The sequence below is a fragment of the Microcystis sp. M083S1 genome (assembly GCF_020246405.1).
GTDB classification, from domain to species: domain Bacteria; phylum Cyanobacteriota; class Cyanobacteriia; order Cyanobacteriales; family Microcystaceae; genus Microcystis; species Microcystis aeruginosa_C.
The window spans coordinates 65207-83160 of sequence record NZ_JADBTB010000014.1; the positions used below are offsets into that span (position 1 = coordinate 65207).

12 protein-coding genes are annotated in these 17954 nt (G+C 42.8%); 8 read left to right on the forward strand and 4 right to left on the reverse strand.

Going from position 1 to position 17954, the window contains the following annotated elements; genetic code table 11:
* Positions 1 to 31: 31 nt before the first annotated feature.
* Together crtH and IM450_RS01250 are read right to left on the reverse strand one after the other, a co-directional pair.
* Complete coding sequence (gene crtH, locus IM450_RS01245; protein WP_287667183.1) at positions 32 to 1543, reverse strand: carotenoid isomerase; 1512 nt, start codon at positions 1541 to 1543, stop codon at positions 32 to 34.
* A 58-nt stretch (positions 1544 to 1601) separates the two neighbouring features.
* Positions 1602 to 1823: a hypothetical protein gene (locus IM450_RS01250; protein ID WP_287688694.1), complete on the reverse strand. Its 222-nt coding sequence runs from the start codon at positions 1821 to 1823 to the stop codon at positions 1602 to 1604.
* Between the two features lie 103 nt (positions 1824 to 1926).
* Here IM450_RS01250 and IM450_RS01255 point away from each other — a divergent pair, with 103 nt between their 5' ends.
* A complete protein-coding gene (locus tag IM450_RS01255) occupies positions 1927 to 3831 on the forward strand; it encodes a polysaccharide biosynthesis protein (RefSeq protein ID WP_287667180.1) in 1905 nt (634 codons plus the stop codon).
* 40 nt (positions 3832 to 3871) lie between these two features.
* Here the strand turns inward: IM450_RS01255 and IM450_RS01260 are convergent, their stop codons facing one another.
* Positions 3872 to 4060, reverse strand: coding sequence for a hypothetical protein (locus tag IM450_RS01260; protein WP_002801713.1), 189 nt, complete (start codon positions 4058 to 4060; stop codon positions 3872 to 3874).
* Positions 4061 to 4263: 203 nt separating this feature from the next.
* On the opposite strand from IM450_RS01260, the gene cobW reads away from it, so the two are divergent.
* Complete coding sequence (cobW, locus tag IM450_RS01265; RefSeq protein ID WP_287667176.1) at positions 4264 to 5298, forward strand: cobalamin biosynthesis protein CobW; 1035 nt, start codon at positions 4264 to 4266, stop codon at positions 5296 to 5298.
* 517 nt (positions 5299 to 5815) lie between these two features.
* On the forward strand, positions 5816 to 6004 hold the full coding sequence (locus IM450_RS22370) for a hypothetical protein (protein WP_353736999.1): 189 nt from the start codon (positions 5816 to 5818) through the stop codon (positions 6002 to 6004).
* Here the strand turns inward: IM450_RS22370 and IM450_RS01270 are convergent.
* Positions 5925 to 6119 carry a hypothetical protein gene (locus tag IM450_RS01270; protein ID WP_071839409.1) on the reverse strand — a complete coding sequence of 65 codons (195 nt, stop codon included), beginning with the start codon at positions 6117 to 6119 and terminating at the stop codon, positions 5925 to 5927. The two genes, IM450_RS22370 and IM450_RS01270, sit on opposite strands and share 80 nt — an antisense overlap.
* 36 nt (positions 6120 to 6155) lie before the next feature.
* Here IM450_RS01270 and IM450_RS01275 point away from each other — a divergent pair, with 36 nt between their 5' ends.
* The 5 genes from IM450_RS01275 to IM450_RS01295 all read left to right on the forward strand — a co-directional run bounded on the left by IM450_RS01275 (position 6156) and on the right by IM450_RS01295 (position 17879).
* A complete protein-coding gene (locus IM450_RS01275) occupies positions 6156 to 7490 on the forward strand; it encodes an AAA-like domain-containing protein (RefSeq protein WP_287669048.1) in 1335 nt (444 codons plus the stop codon).
* A gap of 260 nt (positions 7491 to 7750) precedes the next feature.
* Positions 7751 to 9583, forward strand: a complete 1833-nt coding sequence (locus IM450_RS01280) for a carotenoid oxygenase family protein (protein WP_287669051.1) — start codon at positions 7751 to 7753, stop codon at positions 9581 to 9583.
* A complete protein-coding gene (locus IM450_RS01285) occupies positions 9580 to 15735 on the forward strand; it encodes an AAA family ATPase (protein WP_287669053.1) in 6156 nt (2051 codons plus the stop codon). The genes IM450_RS01280 and IM450_RS01285 overlap by 4 nt, the downstream gene beginning before the upstream one ends.
* Positions 15736 to 15910: 175 nt before the next feature.
* On the forward strand, positions 15911 to 17590 hold the full coding sequence (locus tag IM450_RS01290; protein ID WP_287669056.1) for an ArnT family glycosyltransferase: 1680 nt from the start codon (positions 15911 to 15913) through the stop codon (positions 17588 to 17590).
* Positions 17580 to 17879, forward strand: a complete 300-nt coding sequence (locus IM450_RS01295; RefSeq protein WP_287669059.1) for a hypothetical protein — start codon at positions 17580 to 17582, stop codon at positions 17877 to 17879. Before IM450_RS01290 ends, IM450_RS01295 begins: the two co-directional genes overlap by 11 nt.
* The last annotated feature ends 75 nt before the right edge of the window (positions 17880 to 17954 follow it).

The following is a 17954-nucleotide window of genomic DNA, read 5'->3' on the forward strand; positions in this document are numbered from 1 at the left end:
ATTCGCCGGTAAAAAGCCTGATTTTCAGCTTTTAATCTTTGCGACTAGGTAAACCGAGATCTACCGCTAGACGATGACCACAAGCAAAACCGGAAAAGGCCACCGCGTTTAATCCTTGACCGGGGAAGGTACTATCTCCTACACAATAGAGATTAGGAATAGCTGTGCGATTAAAGGGCATTCCTAACAAGCCTAACAGTTTTCTTCGCGGTATTGGGCCGTAACTGCCATCGATTCTATTCAAAAAGCGGCGATGGGTGCGGGCCGTGCCAATTTCGATATAATCTAATCCTGTATCTAGTTTAGGAAAGAGTTTTTTCAGGCGCTCGATGAGACGATTAGCAGCGGCCTCTTTTTTCTGTTGATATTCTTGGGGGGGCAGTTTTTGCCATTGATCAATCCAGCTAGGGGTGAAAGTATGAATGATATGATGGCCCGGGGGTGCTAGGGAGGGATCGAGTAAGGTAGGAATAGAAACAAAGATAGTTCCCTGTTCTGCTTCCATATTTTCCCAATCTTCTAGTAAAATATGGTGACATTCGCTTCCTGATGGTAATACATCGGCCTTAACTCCCAGATGCAAACTCAGGAAACTGGGGGATTTTTGATAGCGTTTTTGCCATTTTTTTTCGCTACCTGGGAGAGATTCCGGGGGGAGTAGTTTCTCGAAGGTATCCCAACGGGTGGCATTAGAAACAATCTTTTTCGCGTAATATTCCTTACCATTGGTCAATCTTACCCCGATCGCCCGTCCTGCATCTAAAATAATCTTATTCACTCTCGCTTGATACTGGATTTCACCACCGGCTTTTTCCAATCCCGCGACTAACTTGAGAGCAATCTGTCCTACTCCCCCTCGGGGATAGTTAATTCCGCCGTAATGGCGATCGCTAAAGACCATTCCCGCATTAATCATCGGAGTGCGATCGGCGGGTACTACCGACCAACAATAACATTCCATATCGATAAATTTCAATAATTTCGGGTCTTTAATATATTTTCTGGCCAGATCTCCCGCATTTTGGGGTAAATACTTGACCAATCCCAAACAGGATAAAGGATGCTGGAAAAAAACCCTAGTCAGATAGCGGGGTTCTTCCAACGATAGTAAATCCATACTATTGAGGCAATTAAACACCTGCCAGCATTCATCGTAAAAGCGCCGGATACCGGTTTTTTCTGCGGGAAAATGGCTAATTAATTCCTGTAAAAATTGTTCGTAGTCGCGATGAACTTTTAGGTCTAATCCGTCCGGGAGATGATAATGGATCTGGACGGGATCGGCAATGGTTTCGATACTCATATCCACCGCTGCCAAAGCCTTGGTTAAGAGGTTAGTCGTCCCCTTTTTGCCAAAACCAAAAATCATCGAAGCACCCACATCAAAACGATAACCCTCTCGTTCAAAATAACCCGCGCTGCCCCCCGGAATCAGATAACTCTCTAAAACTAAGACTTTTGCCCCTTTTGCCGCTAATTGCGTCGCTGTCACCAATCCCCCGATTCCCGACCCAATCACGATCGCATCGTACTGATTACTCATAACTTTAGTTGATAAATTTTTGTGTCAATTCTTGATTGTAACCTTGACTAGCGGTGATTTATCGGCTAGTTTGCGGGAGCAGAAAATTTTTGGGGAGAGATGAAAAGTTGGTAAAAGGAAAAAAAGTCTTGACAAATCCCGCCACTTGACATAATTGGGTTTGGGTGATAACATCTCCGGAAAGACAGGTAGCGCTACTGTTATAAAAAATATTGGCTCTTCTTGTTTCTGTGTGGAAGGGAGAAGAATAGGGGGAATTTTCCAGAAATATATTCTTCAAAGCCCTGCCTAGCAAGACTCGTCCGAATAATAAGCACTGATTATCGCACAAAGTCGAGAGGAGCTAAGTAAATTTACCGTAAGATTAATTAATCAATTGGATAATGTATAGAAAACTGGCCAACAAAATCCTTAAATTAGCTAATTCCCTATCTAGGTCATCGAAGCGATCTCTTTTAATTGTCACCGATTGCCTGATTTTTTGTCTGACCATCTATCTAGCCTTCTCTCTCAGGTTTAATCTTAGCCTCGAATATGAGCAAATTAGACCTTTTTTAGGGCAAATATTGGGATTAATTGCCGTTAAAACTCTAGTTTTCTCTCTCAAAGGCATTTACAGTCCCGTAGTACGTTATACAGGCTTAGAGTTTCTTTCCTCCGTGCTGCAAGCAGTCCTCTATAGTTCAGGGGTTTTAATCAGTATTGCCTACTTTCAAGGGGATGCCTTTTTGCCGCGTTCAGTCCTGATTATCGACGCATTGTTAACCCTAGTATTGGTTATTGGGATCAGATTGTTGATTCGTTCTGTCTTTCACCGTCTGAATATTTACGTCAGTAGTGTGGATAGGGAACCGACAATTGTTATCTATGGTGCGGGGATTGTGGGTTGTCAATTAGCACGTTCCCTACAAAATGACCCCCACTATCGTTTATTGGCCTTTGTTGATGATAATCCCGATTTGCAGCACCGAGTGATCCAAGGCTTTAGGGTTTATCCCCCCTCTCAATTGGCACTACTGCACCAAAAAACAGCCTTTGACTGGGTTGTTCTCGCTATTCCGAACCTAGACAAGGCCAGAAAGCGGCAAATCATCGAAAGTCTAGAAACTTTACCCATCGTCATTAAAACTGTCCCTCCCCTCTCAAAAATTTTATCGGGAGAAGCGACCATCAATCAGATTCGCAGTGTCGATGTCTCGGAATTATTAGGACGGGAAGAAATTCTACCCCATCCCGAACTTTTGGGAAAAAATGTCACTGGTAAAGCGGTGTTAGTCACCGGGGGTGGCGGTTCCATCGGTTCGGAATTATGCCGACAAATCGCCTTCCTCAAGCCAAAATGCTTGGTAATCTACGAATTAAACGAGTTTTCCCTCTACAAAATCGATCTCGATTTAAGTGAAAATTATAGGGATTTACGCAAGTATGCCTATCTAGGCAATGTTCTCGACCGCAATCATCTAGACCGGGTCATCCAACAACACCAGATTGAGACAATTTATCACACTGCCGCCTATAAGCACGTTCCCCTTGTGGAAGCCAATGCTAGTCAAGGGATTTACACTAATGTTTGGGGGACTTTAAATGTCGCTCAGATCGCGATCGAGAATTCAGTTAGTAATTTAGTTCTTATTTCCACCGATAAGGCCGTCAGACCGACTAACATTATGGGGGCCAGCAAACGCTGTGCTGAGTTAGTTATACAAGCTTTGGCCGCTTTACCCGACAGTTCCACCTGTTGCGCTATCGTCCGCTTTGGCAATGTTCTTGATAGTAGCGGTTCCGTGGTGCCGCGTTTCCGGGAACAAATCGCCCAACGTAAGAATATTACCCTCACCCATCGCGATATTATTCGCTATTTTATGTCTATTCCCGAGGCGGTGCGTTTGGTTATGCAAGCAGGAGCCATGGCCCGAGGGGGTGAGGTATTCCTGTTAGATATGGGTGAACCGGTAAGAATTTACGATTTGGCCCTACAGATGATTCGTTTAAGTGGCTTGGAATTAGGGCAAGATATCGATATTGAAATCACAGGATTAAGACCGGGGGAAAAACTCTACGAAGAATTATTAATCGATACCGATAAAGCTCGTCCCACCGCTCACCCAAAGATTTTTTGCGCTAATGAACACTTTCTTGCTTGGGAAAAATTACAAATCAAATTAGAGCAATTGCTTAATTCTATTCAACTTAATGACCGTCAGGGCTTAGTTAGGTCCCTACAAGATTTAGTTCCCGAATACCGTCCCCCGCAGCAAATAGCCAGTAGTTTGTCAAGTAAAAAGTAAAAAAGAGGAGTTTTACCTCTCCTCTTGTTGCCAAAATTTATTAATCTAATTGAACCGAATGCTTTTGTTTTAATTGCTTTTGGATAGTTTTTACCGTCTGCTCAATTTTATTGATCCCGCGAGAAGAAGGGCGATTTACTCTATCAGCTAGAGGAGAAGTTTGTTGAATAGCAATGCTTAAATAAAGGGGAAAAGCGAGGGTAAAGGCTAAAAAAAGACGTTGTAACATGATCCACTCCCACAAAAGTTTTTCAGCGATTATTCTAGCCGGCTGAAACTTTTACCAGAATAACGACTAACTAGGAAAATTTCAGCTAGTTTGTGACAGTCCGGCAATTGGTGGGGCAATCCTAAAGAATTAGCGATGAAACCCTCAACCCTAGACCGAGATTCTGATACATTGATCTAGAAACATGATCGATCGCCCTATCTATGCACAAAATTCCAGTTACTGTGATCACGGGTTTTCTGGGTGCGGGAAAAACTACCCTCATCCGTCATCTACTGCAAAATAATCAAGGCCGACGGGTGGCCGTTATGGTCAATGAATTCGGAGAAGTGGGAATTGATGGTGATTTGTTGAAAAGTTGTCAGACCTGCGATGACAACCCCAACGATAATATTGTGGAACTGACCAACGGTTGTCTGTGCTGTACAGTACAGGAAGAATTTCTCCCCACCATGCAGAAATTGCTGGAGCGACGGCAACAGTTGGATTGTATGCTGATCGAAACTTCCGGATTAGCTTTACCTAAACCTCTGGTTCAAGCTTTTCGCTGGCCGGAAATCCGCAACGGTGCCACGGTGGACGGAGTAATCACGGTGGTGGATGGTTTTGCTATCGCTAGGGGTCGTCTGGTGGCGGATTTAGACGCTTTAACGGCACAAAGGCAAGCAGACCCCAATTTAGAACACGAAACGCCCATTGAGGAGTTATTTGAGGATCAGTTAGCCTGCGCTGACCTGGTACTCTTAACTAAAACCGATCTCATCAGCGAAATTGAATTAGAAAAAATTATTAATTGGCTGAAAACGCAACTGCGATCAACGGTAAAAATAGTTACTTGTGCCGATGGACAAATTAGCCCCGATGTGCTATTGGGATTTAATGCCGCCGTCGAGGATGATTTAGCTAGTCGTCCTAGTCATCATGATCACGAGGAAGAACACGATCACGATGAGGATATCAATTCTGTGCAGTTTTGCCTCGATTCTCCCGTAGATGCCCAAATTTTGACCCAACGGCTCAAAGAATTGGTGGCCCGAGAAGAAATCTATCGGGTCAAGGGATTTGTTAACGTGGCCCATAAACCGATGCGTATGGTGTTACAGGGAGTCGGCGATCGCTTTGATTCTTTCTTCGACCGACCCTGGCAATCCACAGAAATGCGGCAAACTCGCTTGGTCTTTATCGGCCGCTCCCTCGATAGTCAGAAAATCGAGCAGGCCTTAACTAGGGTTTGCTGAAGAAGTTTTTCCTGGGGGTGGGGTGTAGGGTGTGGGAATTATGAATTATGAATTATGAAGTGGGGTAGATAGGGAAGTGGGGTGATGGGGTGTGGGCTTCGGCCGTGAGACTTCGGCGTGAGATCAGTCTCACGGCCGAACCCTGCCCCCTGCCTGACCCCACCAACAAACTTTTTGCCGCAAACCCTATTTATTCTCCCTTCTCCCTTCTCTCCCTCTACAATAATTACTCGCAGCCAGAAATACGTTGGGCTTTATCATACTTTGTACTTTTTGTCAAAAAAACTTTTTTTTTGCAATAAAACTACACAAAAAAAAGATCATCGTTATGGGTGAAATTGACTGATTTGACCGTCCTAATTAGGAAGACCTTCTAGGTGTGGCAAGGGTTTCAACTATTGCTGCCCAAAAAAGCACAGAATAACCCACTATGAAATTCTATCAAATCGCTGTAACCATTGCAACACCGTCGTTAAATAAAAATCTTTCTCAATTAATTCTTAAGAATTTGTAAATATTGCGAAATGTTAATTTAAATATTCTCAAGTTTTTGGAGTCAATAGATAATTTTTGCTTATCTTTGTCGAAAAATAGAACTCCTGCAAAATCCAACATCTACCATTGGGTTAGAATTCAGAAGTCAGGAGACAGAATTCAGGAGTCAGGAGATTATTTTTATGGTTCTTCGTTACTTGGTATGGTTTGATCGGGTGGCATAAATCGACTAAATCCTTATCTGGCAAGAGACTTAATTGATTAGTTCGTTCTAGATAGAAAACAATTGACAAAAATTGCATAGCACCAACCGAAGAACCATTCATAATTCATAATTCATAATTCATAATTCCCTAATTCTTATGAGAGATTCCATGTCGGGCCATCTAAGAGTACAACAACACTGCCTCAATCAAGTTAAATTAGCCGTGAAAAAGCAGGGCTTTAGCAGTCAACGATCCTTAGCTAAAGAAGCTGAATTTAGTCTCGGTATTGTCAGCAACTTCCTGACCGGTAAACCGGTAGAACAAGCCACTTTTGCCCAAATTTGTCGTCGATTATGCCTGGACTGGCAAGAAATCGCCGCCCTGAATTTTCAGCTAACAGCACCCCCTCAAGACAAAATTCCGGTTAATTCGGCAGCCAAGAGCGAAAAATTGGACACATTGCCCCCCTATCCCAATGGGGCAGTTCCCCTTGGTTCCCCATTTTATTTAGAACGTCTTCCCCTCGAAGAACAGATAAGGCAGGAAATCAAGAAACCGGGGGCTTTAGTGCGGATAAAAGCCCCGAAAGAAATGGGCAAAACTTCCCTACTTTTGAGAATGCTCGATTTTGCCAAACAGCAAGGCTACCGCACGGTGAGTTTGAACTTAGAACAGGTAGACCAGACGATTTTGGCTGATTTAAACCAATTTTTGCGCTGGTTGTGTGCCAATGTCGCTCGTCAACTACAGTTAAAACCCCAATTAGATGAGTATTGGGATGAGGATTTAGGCAGCAAGATTAGCTGTACCGCCTATATCCAGGACTATATCCTTGAATCAATTACCGCCCCCATTGTCCTCGCTCTCGATGAACTTAATCAGATTTTTGAACATCCCCAAGTGGCCAAGGATTTTTTACCGCTGCTGCGTTCTTGGTACGAAGAAGCCAAAACCCTGCCTATCTGGCAAAAACTCCGTCTTATCGTCGTCCATTCCACAGAAATTTATGTTCCCCTGCAGCTCAATCAATCCCCCTTTAACGTGGGATTCCCCGCGCAGATAAGTCATTTTAGTCTTGAGGAGGTATTACAATTAGCCCAACGTTATCAACTCACCTGGGAAAATCAGGAAAAAGTCAAGCAATTGATGGAGTTGGTGGGAGGACACCCAGCTTTGGTGCAAACCGCCCTCTACTATCTCAGTCGGGAGGAAATAACCATGACGCAAATATTAACCAGTGCCACCTCCGTCACGGGGATCTATGCCCATCACCTGCGGCGCCATTGGGCGGTATTAGAACAACAGCCGGAACTAGCAAAAGCCCTCGACCGGGTGATGAGCGCGGTGGAACCCGTACAATTAGACCCAATTCTCGCTTACAAACTCAGCAGTATGGGGCTACTCAAACAATCGGGAGATAAAGTCGTACCAGGCTATGAATTGTATCGACGCTATTTTTTAGAGGTGAAATCCTCTATCAGTTATCAGTAAACAGTAATCAGTTATCAGTGAGGGTGTGGGGTGTAGGGTGTGGGGTGTAGGGTGTGGGGGGAGTGGGAATTATGAATTATGAATTATGAATTGGGGAGGTGGGGAAGTGGGGAAATTGAACTAAAACCCCAAAACCCCAACACCCCAACACCTAAAACCTGTCTCCTGGCTCCTGAATCCTGACTTCTGAATCCTATCTCCTGACGACCGACGACCGGCTACTAACCCCACCAACAAACTTTTTGCCGCAAACTCTACTTATGAATATGTCAATCAAAGATACTGTCCAAAATACTGTCAACGTTAGCAATTTTAGTCGCTCGCAACTAGGTCAACCGGATGAGAACAATTTATATCAAGCAGTCGCCACAGTTACCGAGGGACATTGGCCGGAAAATCTGTCGGGATACGTTTTTATCGTCTGTCCTTTTCATAGAGAAAATGACCGTCATTTGTTCTCTGGCGAGGGTGTAATTATTAGATGGGACCTGCAAGGGAAAAATAATCAAGTTAACGTTTACAGTAAAAAACTGAAAACTTGGGATAGTTTTTGGCGAAAAGTTTTACCGATATTTAATATTAGTCGAGCTACTTTTCCCGCAGTGGTCAGCATTTTAGGTTCTTCGGAAATAGCGAATACTGCTATGGTTAAACTAGAAAAAGTTGCCGAAGATAAACAACTAGAAGAAACCAGATTAATTCTCACCGCCGATGCTGGACGTTACTGGGAAGTGGATCCCGTTTCCCTTGATACTATCACCCCGATTGGTTATTTTGACCAACATATTGTTTCCGTGCCTTTGTCTATTTTCCCAGTCCTAGAAAATACCGCTCACCCCTTCTACGACAAAAAGACCAAAGAATTTATCACCTGTGAATTAAAGCTAAAACTTTTATCGGGAGGTATGTTAAAAGATTTAGATTCATCGGTGTATATTGTTGTTTGGGATCAACAAAAAAAACTTAAACCCTGGAAAATACAGGGAACTATCCTCGAGGGTAGCCCCCATTCGGTCATCGTCACCGAAGATTATATCATGATTCCCGATATGCCTTTTCAGATGGGAGTAGCCAAACTATTAGGTATCAGAATTAAGCCAGAAGAAACCTATCCGAAAACTCAAATTTATCTGGTTAACCGTCAAGATCTCAAGGAAGAAAAAACCACCGTTCCCTCGCGATTAATTACCTTCAATGGTGACAGTTATCACTTCCTTTGTAATTACCATAGTATCAACGGTCAAATTCAGCTGGTGGCCATCCAAAATGCCACTATTAGTTTAACCGAAGCGATCGAAAAAGACGATATCCAACATTTTACCGGTCAGAGTTATCCCCCCGAATACCACGGCATTCCTTGGATGTTTTCCTTTGACCCCGGAGTGCTGCGCAAAGTGGTTATCGAAGATGCCAGGGTGATGAGCGAACAAGCTTTCATCCATCCGGGTTGGTTCTGTACCAGTCTCTACACCGCCGACCCGCGGGAATCGGAACAGGGGTACAGTGCCATTTATCAAATTTATCTCGGTTATGTGCGCGAATTAATCTGTCGTCGTCAGTATATGGATTATCGCGACCAAAGCAATCGCATCCTCAGCGATGCCGAACTTCCCTGTCATGACTTGCCCTCGGTATTAGCCAAGGTTCCCTTCGATAAGGATTGGAATCAGTTAAGTCAACAGATTAGCCAAGAAAAAAATGCCAGTGATACTCATGTATCACATTTAGGTCGGGGACTACTGGATTTTTATGTTTGTCCCGATGGCTATATTTTAGATAGCATTCAGTTTATTCCCCAAGAACAGGGCTATCTATTGACGACGGTTTTAACCCCGACCAAAGTATTAGAAGCTTGGTTATTTAACCCTGACAATCTCAAGGACGGACCGATTGCTAAACTGAGCTTGCCGGAAGATGTTCACTTTGGTTTTACCTTGCATTCCGAGTATTTCGAGCAGGTGCTGCCTTCTGCCCGTCCTTCCGTCTCACAGGTAAATCAAGTCCTGTCAGCCTTGCGGAGTCTTGTTTTAGTTCCCGTAGAATTTTTCTTGGGGAGACCCGCAGCCGTTTACAATCGCCGAGTAAAAAAATGATTGTTCTCAAAGGATACGACATTCTTACCCAAATCTACGAAAGCGTTAACTCGGAAGTCTATCGGGCTATTCGCACCGCCGATAATCAACCGGTTATGCTCAAAATCCTCAAGCAAGAATATCCCACCGTCCAAGAACTAACCCACTACAAACAGGAGTATAAAACCATCTGCGGCCTCAACTTCGAGGGGGCGATTAAAGCCTATGGTTTAGAAACCTACCGCAGAACTCCCGTGATTATTTTGGAAGATTTCGGGGGTGTATCCTTAAAAAAATGGCTAGAGGGCAAAAAAACTCTAGCCTTAAGGGACTTTTTAAGTCTTGCACCCCGAATAGTGGCTAATTTAGAGAAAATTCACAACGCCAAGGTTATTCACAAAGATATTAATCCTGCCAATATAGTTCTTAACCCCGAAACCGGACAGATTAAAATCATCGATTTTGGCATTGCCAGCGTCCTGCAGCGGGAAAATCCCGGGCTAAAAAATCCCAACGTCCTCGAGGGGACTTTAGCCTATATTTCTCCCGAACAAACCGGACGGATGAATCGCAGTCTCGATTACCGCACGGATTTTTATTCCTTGGGCGTTAGCTTCTACGAACTTCTCACCGGACAATTACCTTTTCGGGCTAAAGATGCGTTGGAATTAGTTCACTGTCATCTGGCTAAACAACCTTTGGAGATTAATAGTCTCGTCAGGGAGGAAATTCCCCCGGTGGTGGAGGCAATCATCAGGAAACTGATGGCTAAAACCCCGGAGGAACGATACCAAAGTGCCTATGGTATTCGAGCAGATTTAGAAGAATGTTTAAGACAACTAGAAAAAACGGGTAAAATTGATGATTTTGTTATCGCTAGGCAAGATCTAGCCAATCAGTTCCAAATTCCCCAAAAACTCTACGGTAGGGAGGCAGAAATCGCCACTCTCCTCACTGCTTTTCAACGGGTAGCCACGGCGGATAAAAACTCCTCTCACACCGAACTGATGCTAGTTACGGGTTATTCTGGCATGGGTAAAACCACCCTGGTTAGGGAAATTTATCAGCCAATTACTGAAAAACGCGGCTTTTTTATCTCCGGTAAATTTGACCAGTTTCAGCGCGATATTCCCTACGCTGCCGTGGTTAGTGCTTTGACTCATCTCGTCAAGCAACTTTTGGGGGAAAGTCAACCACAACTGCAACTATGGCGACAAAAACTCCTCAAGTCTTTGGGGGCGAATGCACGGGTTATTATTGATGTGATTCCCCAACTAGAATTAATTATCGGTCCACAACCAGAGGTGTTACAATTAGGAGCGATCGCTACTCAAAATCGCTTTAATTTAGTCTTTAAAAATTTTATTCGGGTCTTTTGTTCCCCGGAACATCCTCTGGTCATCTTTCTCGATGATTTGCAATGGGCAGACTTGGCTAGTCTCCAGTTAATAGAATTAATTATGCTCGATGGCGATATGGACTATTTGTTTTTAATTGGCTCCTATCGCAGTAATGAAATTAATTCCACCCATCCCCTAACCGCTACCCTGGATAAATTAGAGCAGGGGGGCATAATTATCAATCAAGTTATTTTAAAACCTCTGGGGCTTGAACAGGTCAATCAGTTAATTGCAGAGACATTAAATCATTCACCAGAATATGTGCAATCTTTGGCCGCTTTAGTCTGGCAAAAAACCCACGGTAATCCTTTTTTTGTCAATGAATTTCTCAAAACCATCTACTGGGAAAATTTGCTATTTTTCCAACCGGGGCAGGAAACAACCACTAAAACCGACAATAATAGGGGCTATTGGCAATGGCATCTCGGTCAAATTCAAAGGATTGGCAGTACCGATAATCTGATTCAATTTATGATGGGCAAAATGCAGAAATTGCCTCCCGAAACCCAAGAAGTCTTAAGTTTAGCCGCTTGTCTTGGCTCAGAATTTAATTTAAATATTCTAGCAGTAATCTCTGAAAAATCACCCCCAGAACTTTTACCAATTTTAACTTCTAGTAGCGAAGCTGGTTTAATTATTCCCCTCTCAGAATTAGATGAACAATTACTCATTCAAGAATATAAATTTGCTCATGATCGCATTCAGCAAGGAGCTTACGCTCTCATCGAAGACAGCCAAAAATCTTTAATTCATTTAAAAATTGGTCGCCTACTTTGGCAGCATACTTCTGCCAAAGAATTATCGGAAAAGATTTTTAAAATAGTCGATCATTTCAATCTTGGTTATCAACTAATTAGCAAGGAAAAAGAACGGGAGTCAGTGGCTAACTTGAATTTACTAGCAGCCCAAAAGGCAAAAGCCGCTAATGCCCAAAATGGAGCCTTAAAATACATTAAAATCGCTCAAAAACTTCTCAAAAAATCAAGCTGGAAAAATAACTATCAACTGACTTTAGATATTTATTCTGAAGCCACAGAAATCGCCTATTTAAGTGGAGATTTTGAGCAGATGCAGTGCTGGGCTAATCTCGTGTTAAAACAGGCAAAAACCACCCTCGATAAAATCAAAGTTTATGAAGTAATCATCGAAGCTTATCACGCCCAAAATCAAGAACTAAAAGCGGTACAAATTGGCTTATCTGTCCTAAAAAGCTTTGATTTCGAGATTCCTGAATTCTTACAATCATCAGATATCCAAGAAGAACTCACTAAAACTCGGCAAAAATTAGCGGGTAAAAATATAGAAGATTTAATTACTTTACCGCCGATAAATGAGGAAAAAAAATTAGCAATAATGAAGATAGCAAGTGCTATATTTTCTCCTGTTTTTATTGCCGTCCCTCATCTCTTACCCATCCTAGTATCAAAACAGGTTAACTTATCAATTCAGTACGGCAACAGTTATCTAGCGGCTTTTACTTATGTCAATTATGGCTTAATTCTTTGTGGTCTTTTAGACGATTGGGAAACGGGTTATCAATTTGGAAAATTGGCTTTAAACATTGCTGATAAATTTCATACCAAAGCCCTGATGCCGAAAATAATTGCCGTCTTTTCCACCACTATTAGTATCTGGAAAGAACCGATTAAAAATTCCCTGTCCTTGTTAAAATCTTCCTATCAAACTGGTTTAGAAATGGGCGATCTCTACTACGGAACAACCTGCGCCTATCTTTACTGTTTTCATTCCGCCTTTATCGGACAGGAATTAACCGAATTAGCTAGAGAAATAGCTAACTATGATCTGGCTTTTGTTAAGCTCAAACAAGAAAACCCCCGCAACTATCTAAAAATCTACGGACAAACAGTTTTAAATCTGCTGGGACGCTCGGAAAATCCAGGTCTTTTAGAAGGAAAATACTATCAAGAAACTCTTATGTTATCCTACCATCTAGAGGCTAATGATCTCTATGGTCTCTGTGCTTTATTTCTTAATAAATTATACCTTTGTTATCTATTTGGACAGTACGAACAAGCCATCGAAAATGCTAATCAAGCCCAAAATTATCTAGGGGGAGCTACCGCCACTTTCTTGATTTCTCTGCATAACTTCTATGATTCCCTCGCCCATTTAGCTATTTATAATCATCTGGACAATGACCAACAACAGCAAGTATTAGAACGGGTGACGAATAATCAGAAAAAGCTGTGGGAATGGGCTAATCAAGCACCCCCTAACTATCTCCATAAATTTTATTTAGTGCAAGCGGAAAAGGATCGGGTGCAGCAATCCTATCTAGAAGCCATAGAAAACTACGATCTAGCCATCGCTAAAGCCAAGGAAAATGAATACATTAATGAAGAGGCACTGGCTAACGAACTAGCGGCGAAATTCTATCTCGATTGGGGTAAAGTAAAAATTGCCAAAACTTACATCAATGAAGCTGCTTATCTCTATTCTCTTTGGGGAGCAACCGCTAAAGTCAAAGATATAGAAAGCCGCTATTCTCAGTTAATGGTCAATAATTATGGTGTCAATTCCCTGACCGAAACCACGAGAACTACCACCAGAAAAAATTCAGTTAGTCATTCGGGATATCTGTTAGATTTAGCCACGATTATGAAGGCATCCCAAGCCATTTCTAGCGAGATAGTTTTAGATCAATTACTCGCCACCCTAATGAAAATTCTCATCGAAAATGCTGGGGCGCAGCTGGGCTATCTTATCCTAGAAAGTGGCGGACAACTATTGATTGAAGCCTCCGGTTCAGTGCAGGAAGACAGGGTGACAGTCTTTAAATCTAATGCCATCGAAGAACATCTTCCCGTCTCAATTATTAACTATGTAGCCCGGAGCGGTCAAACCGTTCTTAATAACGATGCCGCCCATCAGGGCAATTTTAGCAACGATCCCTATATTAAAACCCATCAAACCAAATCGCTGCTCTGTTCCCCTCTCCTCGACCAAGGACAACTGCGGGGAATTGTCTATCTAGAAAATAATCTCACCGTCGGGGCTTTTACCCAAGAAAGATTGGAAGTGCTGCAACTGCTCTCCAGCCAAGCGGCGATCGCAATTACTAACGCCAAACTCTACGCCGAAATCAAAGCCAAACAGAGACAACTAGCGCAATTTTTAGAAGCCATGCCAGTGGGGGTATTTGTCCTCGATGCTGGCAGTCAACCCTATTATGCCAATCAAACCGCCCAAGAGATTTTGGGAAAAGGGATAGTTAATATCACCACGGCTAATCAGTTGGGGGAAACCTATCAGTTATATCAAGCTGGAACCGATCGATTGTATCCCACAGAATACCATCCGATTGTCCGAGCTTTAAGGGGGGAAAAAAACACGGTGGATGATATAGAAATTCACCAAGGAGAGAAGATTATTCCCCTAGAAGTGTATGCCACGCCCGTTTTTGACGAAAAAGGAGCAATTATCTATGCGATCACCGCTTTTACCGATATTACCGAACGAAAACAGGCAGAAGCGGAACGGATTCGCTTTACCGAAGAATTAGCCGAGTATAGCCGCACCCTAGAAGAGAAAGTGCAGGAGCGCACCCTAGAACTCAGCCAAACCCTAGAAATTCTCAAAGCCACCCAAGCAGAATTACTGTTTGAAAATGAACTGCTCAGAAGTAGCGAAGAATCTAGCACCTTTGACTATCAAGTGGGGGGCAGTTTACCCATGGATGCCCCCACCTATGTGGTCCGCGCCGCCGACCGTTATCTCTATAAGGCCCTCAAACGCGGCGATTTTTGCTATGTCCTCAATCCCCGTCAAATGGGTAAGTCTAGTTTAATGGTACGCATGATCGATCACCTCCAACACGAGGGCATCTGTTGCGCTCCCATTGATTTAACCCGCATCGGCAGTGAAAATGTCACTCCCGACCAATGGTACAAGGGGATAGCCTTCGAGTTAGGACGACGTTTTGGCCTGCTCAAAAGGGTCAATCTCAAAGCTTGGTGGCAAGAACGGGAAGATGTCTCGGCAGTACAGCGCTTGGGGGAATTTATCGAAGAAGTGTTATTGCTGGAAGTGGGGATCGTGGAAGGTTCTCCCCCGAAACCGATCGCGATTTTTATCGATGAAATTGATAGCGTTTTGGGCTTAAATTTCGCGGTTAATGACTTTTTTGCCCTGATTCGTTCCTGCTATAACCAGCGCGGTTTTAACCCGCTCTATCGGCGTTTGACCTTCGCTTTCTTCGGTGTTGTCACCCCCTCCGATTTAATTACCGACCACCAAATCACTCCTTTTAATATCGGTCATTCGATTCAATTGGAGGGTTTTAAGGAACACGAAGCCCAGCCTTTACTGCGCGGATTGGCCGAGAAATTTACTAACCCGCAAACTGTCTTAAAAGAAGTCTTTGCCTGGACAAACGGCCAACCCTTTCTGACCCAAAAACTCTGTCAGTTAATTCGCACCGCTACCTCGCCGATTCCCCCCAATGGTGAGGCCTCCTGGATTGAGGACTTGGTACAGAAGAAGATCATTGACAATTGGGAGGCTCAGGATGAACCGGAACATCTGCGGACTATTCGCGACCGGCTCCTCAACAGTCATCGCTCCCAGTTGCTCCTGAGACTCTATGAACGGATTTTAAGGGAAAAAGAGGTGATTGCCGAGGATAGCCCCCCAGAAAAAGAGTTACTTTTATCGGGGTTAGTGATCAAAGATCAAGGCCAGCTGCGGGTCCATAATCCCATCTATCAAGCAATCTTTAACCTCCATTGGCTGGGTTGCAGCTCAAATTTGTAGAAATATCCACTAAGGGGCAATTATTGGGACTTAAACGCTCAATAAAGATCAAATCGAGTATAATCGTTGCAGAGTCGGCACTTGACGTTGAGAGATCGGCGATGAAAGAGACAACCCTGGCCGTATCATAGATAAATGAAGCTTGCTTCTATTTTCCTTTCGTAAGATTAGAGCCATGAACAAAACAGATGTAATAAGTTGGAGCTATTTTAGTCATCAAAAAAAAGCTGATATTGTCAATATTTTAATAATTATTGCGATATGGACTGTGATGGTAATTGTCGTCAATCCTTTGGGTAATTTTCCTCTTAATGATGACTGGGTTTATGGACTAGCCGTAAAATCGATTCTGGAGAAAGGTGATTTCAGCTTTCCCAGTCCAGCTCATGCTAACCTATTTTTTCAAGCCTTTTGGGGAGCCTTATTTTGCCTTCCTTTTGGATTTTCATTTACTGCATTACGCTTCTCAACTTTAACATTAGGATTAATCGGTGCGATTGGTACTTATGGACTGCTTAGAGAGGTTAATGCCAATCAGAAAATCTCTTTGTTGGGCGCTTTGCTGGTAGTGGTTAATCCTCTATACTTTGGATTAGCTAACAGCTTTATGACCGACGTTCCTTTTCTGGCTTTAAGTATCCTATCTTTCTATTTTCTGATCAGGGGATTGAAGCGGGAATCAATAAGTGAAGTTATTCTGGGTCTTTGCTTAGTTTATGTCAATATTTTGATTCGCCAGTACGCAATAGTGATTCTTTTATCATTTGCCCTGGCATACTCGTTTAAAAAAAGATTTAAAATCAAGTTTTTGTTTGCTAGTTTTGTCATATTTTCTTCAGGGATTTTACTGCATAGATTTTATCAAAACTGGCTTTATTCTACCGGTCGCACTCGCTTAATACCAGAGAATGTGTTAAGTACACGACAATTAGATTTTCGCAACCACATTATCATGATTTCACTGATATACATAGGTTGTTTTATTTTCCCTATTATAGCGATCTTTTTCGTAAAAAAATTAAAAGAAATATCTCGCCGACAGAAAACCATAACGATCTTGAGTATATCTAGCTTTTTTGTTGTCGTGATGGGTAGATTGATTTGGCGAGGCCAAACTATGCCATTGATTGGAAATGTCCTAGCTTATTTTGGCTTAGGTCCTTTCACACTTCGATATCCTGATCCCTTGAAGGTAAGTTATCCACCCTATTCCCTTGGTTTAAAAATATTTTGGTTGATAATCACGGCTATGGGTGTCCTTGGAGCGCTTTTATTGCTTTACTACTTATGTTTAGCAATCATTCAAACTTTTTCAGAATCGGAAAAATGGTTAAAAGTACTAATACTTTCAGCAATATTGATATATATTTTTCTTTTTGGAGTAAGTTATCCCCTCGATCGTTACCTTTTGTTTCTTTTACCATTATTTATGGTGCTTTTAGTGATTTCAAATAATTATATTAACGAGCAAGATATTGGCCAAAAAATAACTGCTTTTGCCTTGACAATGACCTTTATTTGGGGCGGATTTACTATGGCGGCAACCCATGACTACTTAGCCTGGAATCGAACTCGGTGGCAGGCATTAAATGATTTGATGGAGCAGGGAGTTACTCCTGAATATATTAATGGTGGACACGAATTTAATAGCTGGTATTTAAACGATCCAAAATATCCGAGGAAGCGGGGTAAAAGTTACTGGTCGGTAAATCGTAATGACTACATGATTTCTTCTGGATTGCTCGAAGGTTATAAAGAAGTCAAACGCTATCCTTTTGCAAGATGGCTGCTTTTAAAGCAAGATAATGTTTTTGTTCTCCATAAGATTGCTGAAGATAAAACTAATGGGACTTGAACGCTCAATACAGATCAAATCGAGTATAATCGCTGCCGAGTCGGCACTTGACGTTGAGAGAGCGGCGATCAAAGAGACAACCCCGGCGGCGATGCCTCCTTGCTTTGACCGATGGTGTGGGCGTTTTGACAATTGCTTCAAGAGCGATCGCTCTGTCGCTGGTAGGGTGCGTTCCCTGATGCAATCCTTGTTACTCCATCGTTTGATCATGGGGAACGCACCCTATTTAGGGGCTGCTGAAAAAGTTTTTCGTGGGGGCAGGGTGTGGGGTGTGGGGTGTGGGGTGTAGGGTTTTACCGATTTTGAGGTAGTCAGTTACCTAATTTTCAGGGAAAAAGTACCTGAATTTTACCCCCGATCCCTC

Excerpts from the sequence above, each read along its gene's own strand:
- crtH (WP_287667183.1), bottom strand. The coding sequence starts at position 1,543 with ATGAGTAATCAGTACGATGCGATCGTGATTGGGTCGGGAATCGGGGGA.
- IM450_RS01255 (WP_287667180.1), top strand. The coding sequence starts at position 1,927 with ATGTATAGAAAACTGGCCAACAAAATCCTTAAATTAGCTAATTCCCTA.
- IM450_RS01260 (WP_002801713.1), bottom strand. The coding sequence starts at position 4,060 with ATGTTACAACGTCTTTTTTTAGCCTTTACCCTCGCTTTTCCCCTTTAT.
- cobW (WP_287667176.1), top strand. The coding sequence starts at position 4,264 with ATGCACAAAATTCCAGTTACTGTGATCACGGGTTTTCTGGGTGCGGGA.
- IM450_RS01270 (WP_071839409.1), bottom strand. The coding sequence starts at position 6,119 with ATGAATGGTTCTTCGGTTGGTGCTATGCAATTTTTGTCAATTGTTTTC.
- IM450_RS01275 (WP_287669048.1), top strand. The coding sequence starts at position 6,156 with ATGAGAGATTCCATGTCGGGCCATCTAAGAGTACAACAACACTGCCTC.
- IM450_RS01280 (WP_287669051.1), top strand. The coding sequence starts at position 7,751 with ATGAATATGTCAATCAAAGATACTGTCCAAAATACTGTCAACGTTAGC.
- IM450_RS01285 (WP_287669053.1), top strand. The coding sequence starts at position 9,580 with ATGATTGTTCTCAAAGGATACGACATTCTTACCCAAATCTACGAAAGC.
- IM450_RS01290 (WP_287669056.1), top strand. The coding sequence starts at position 15,911 with ATGAACAAAACAGATGTAATAAGTTGGAGCTATTTTAGTCATCAAAAA.
- IM450_RS01295 (WP_287669059.1), top strand. The coding sequence starts at position 17,580 with ATGGGACTTGAACGCTCAATACAGATCAAATCGAGTATAATCGCTGCC.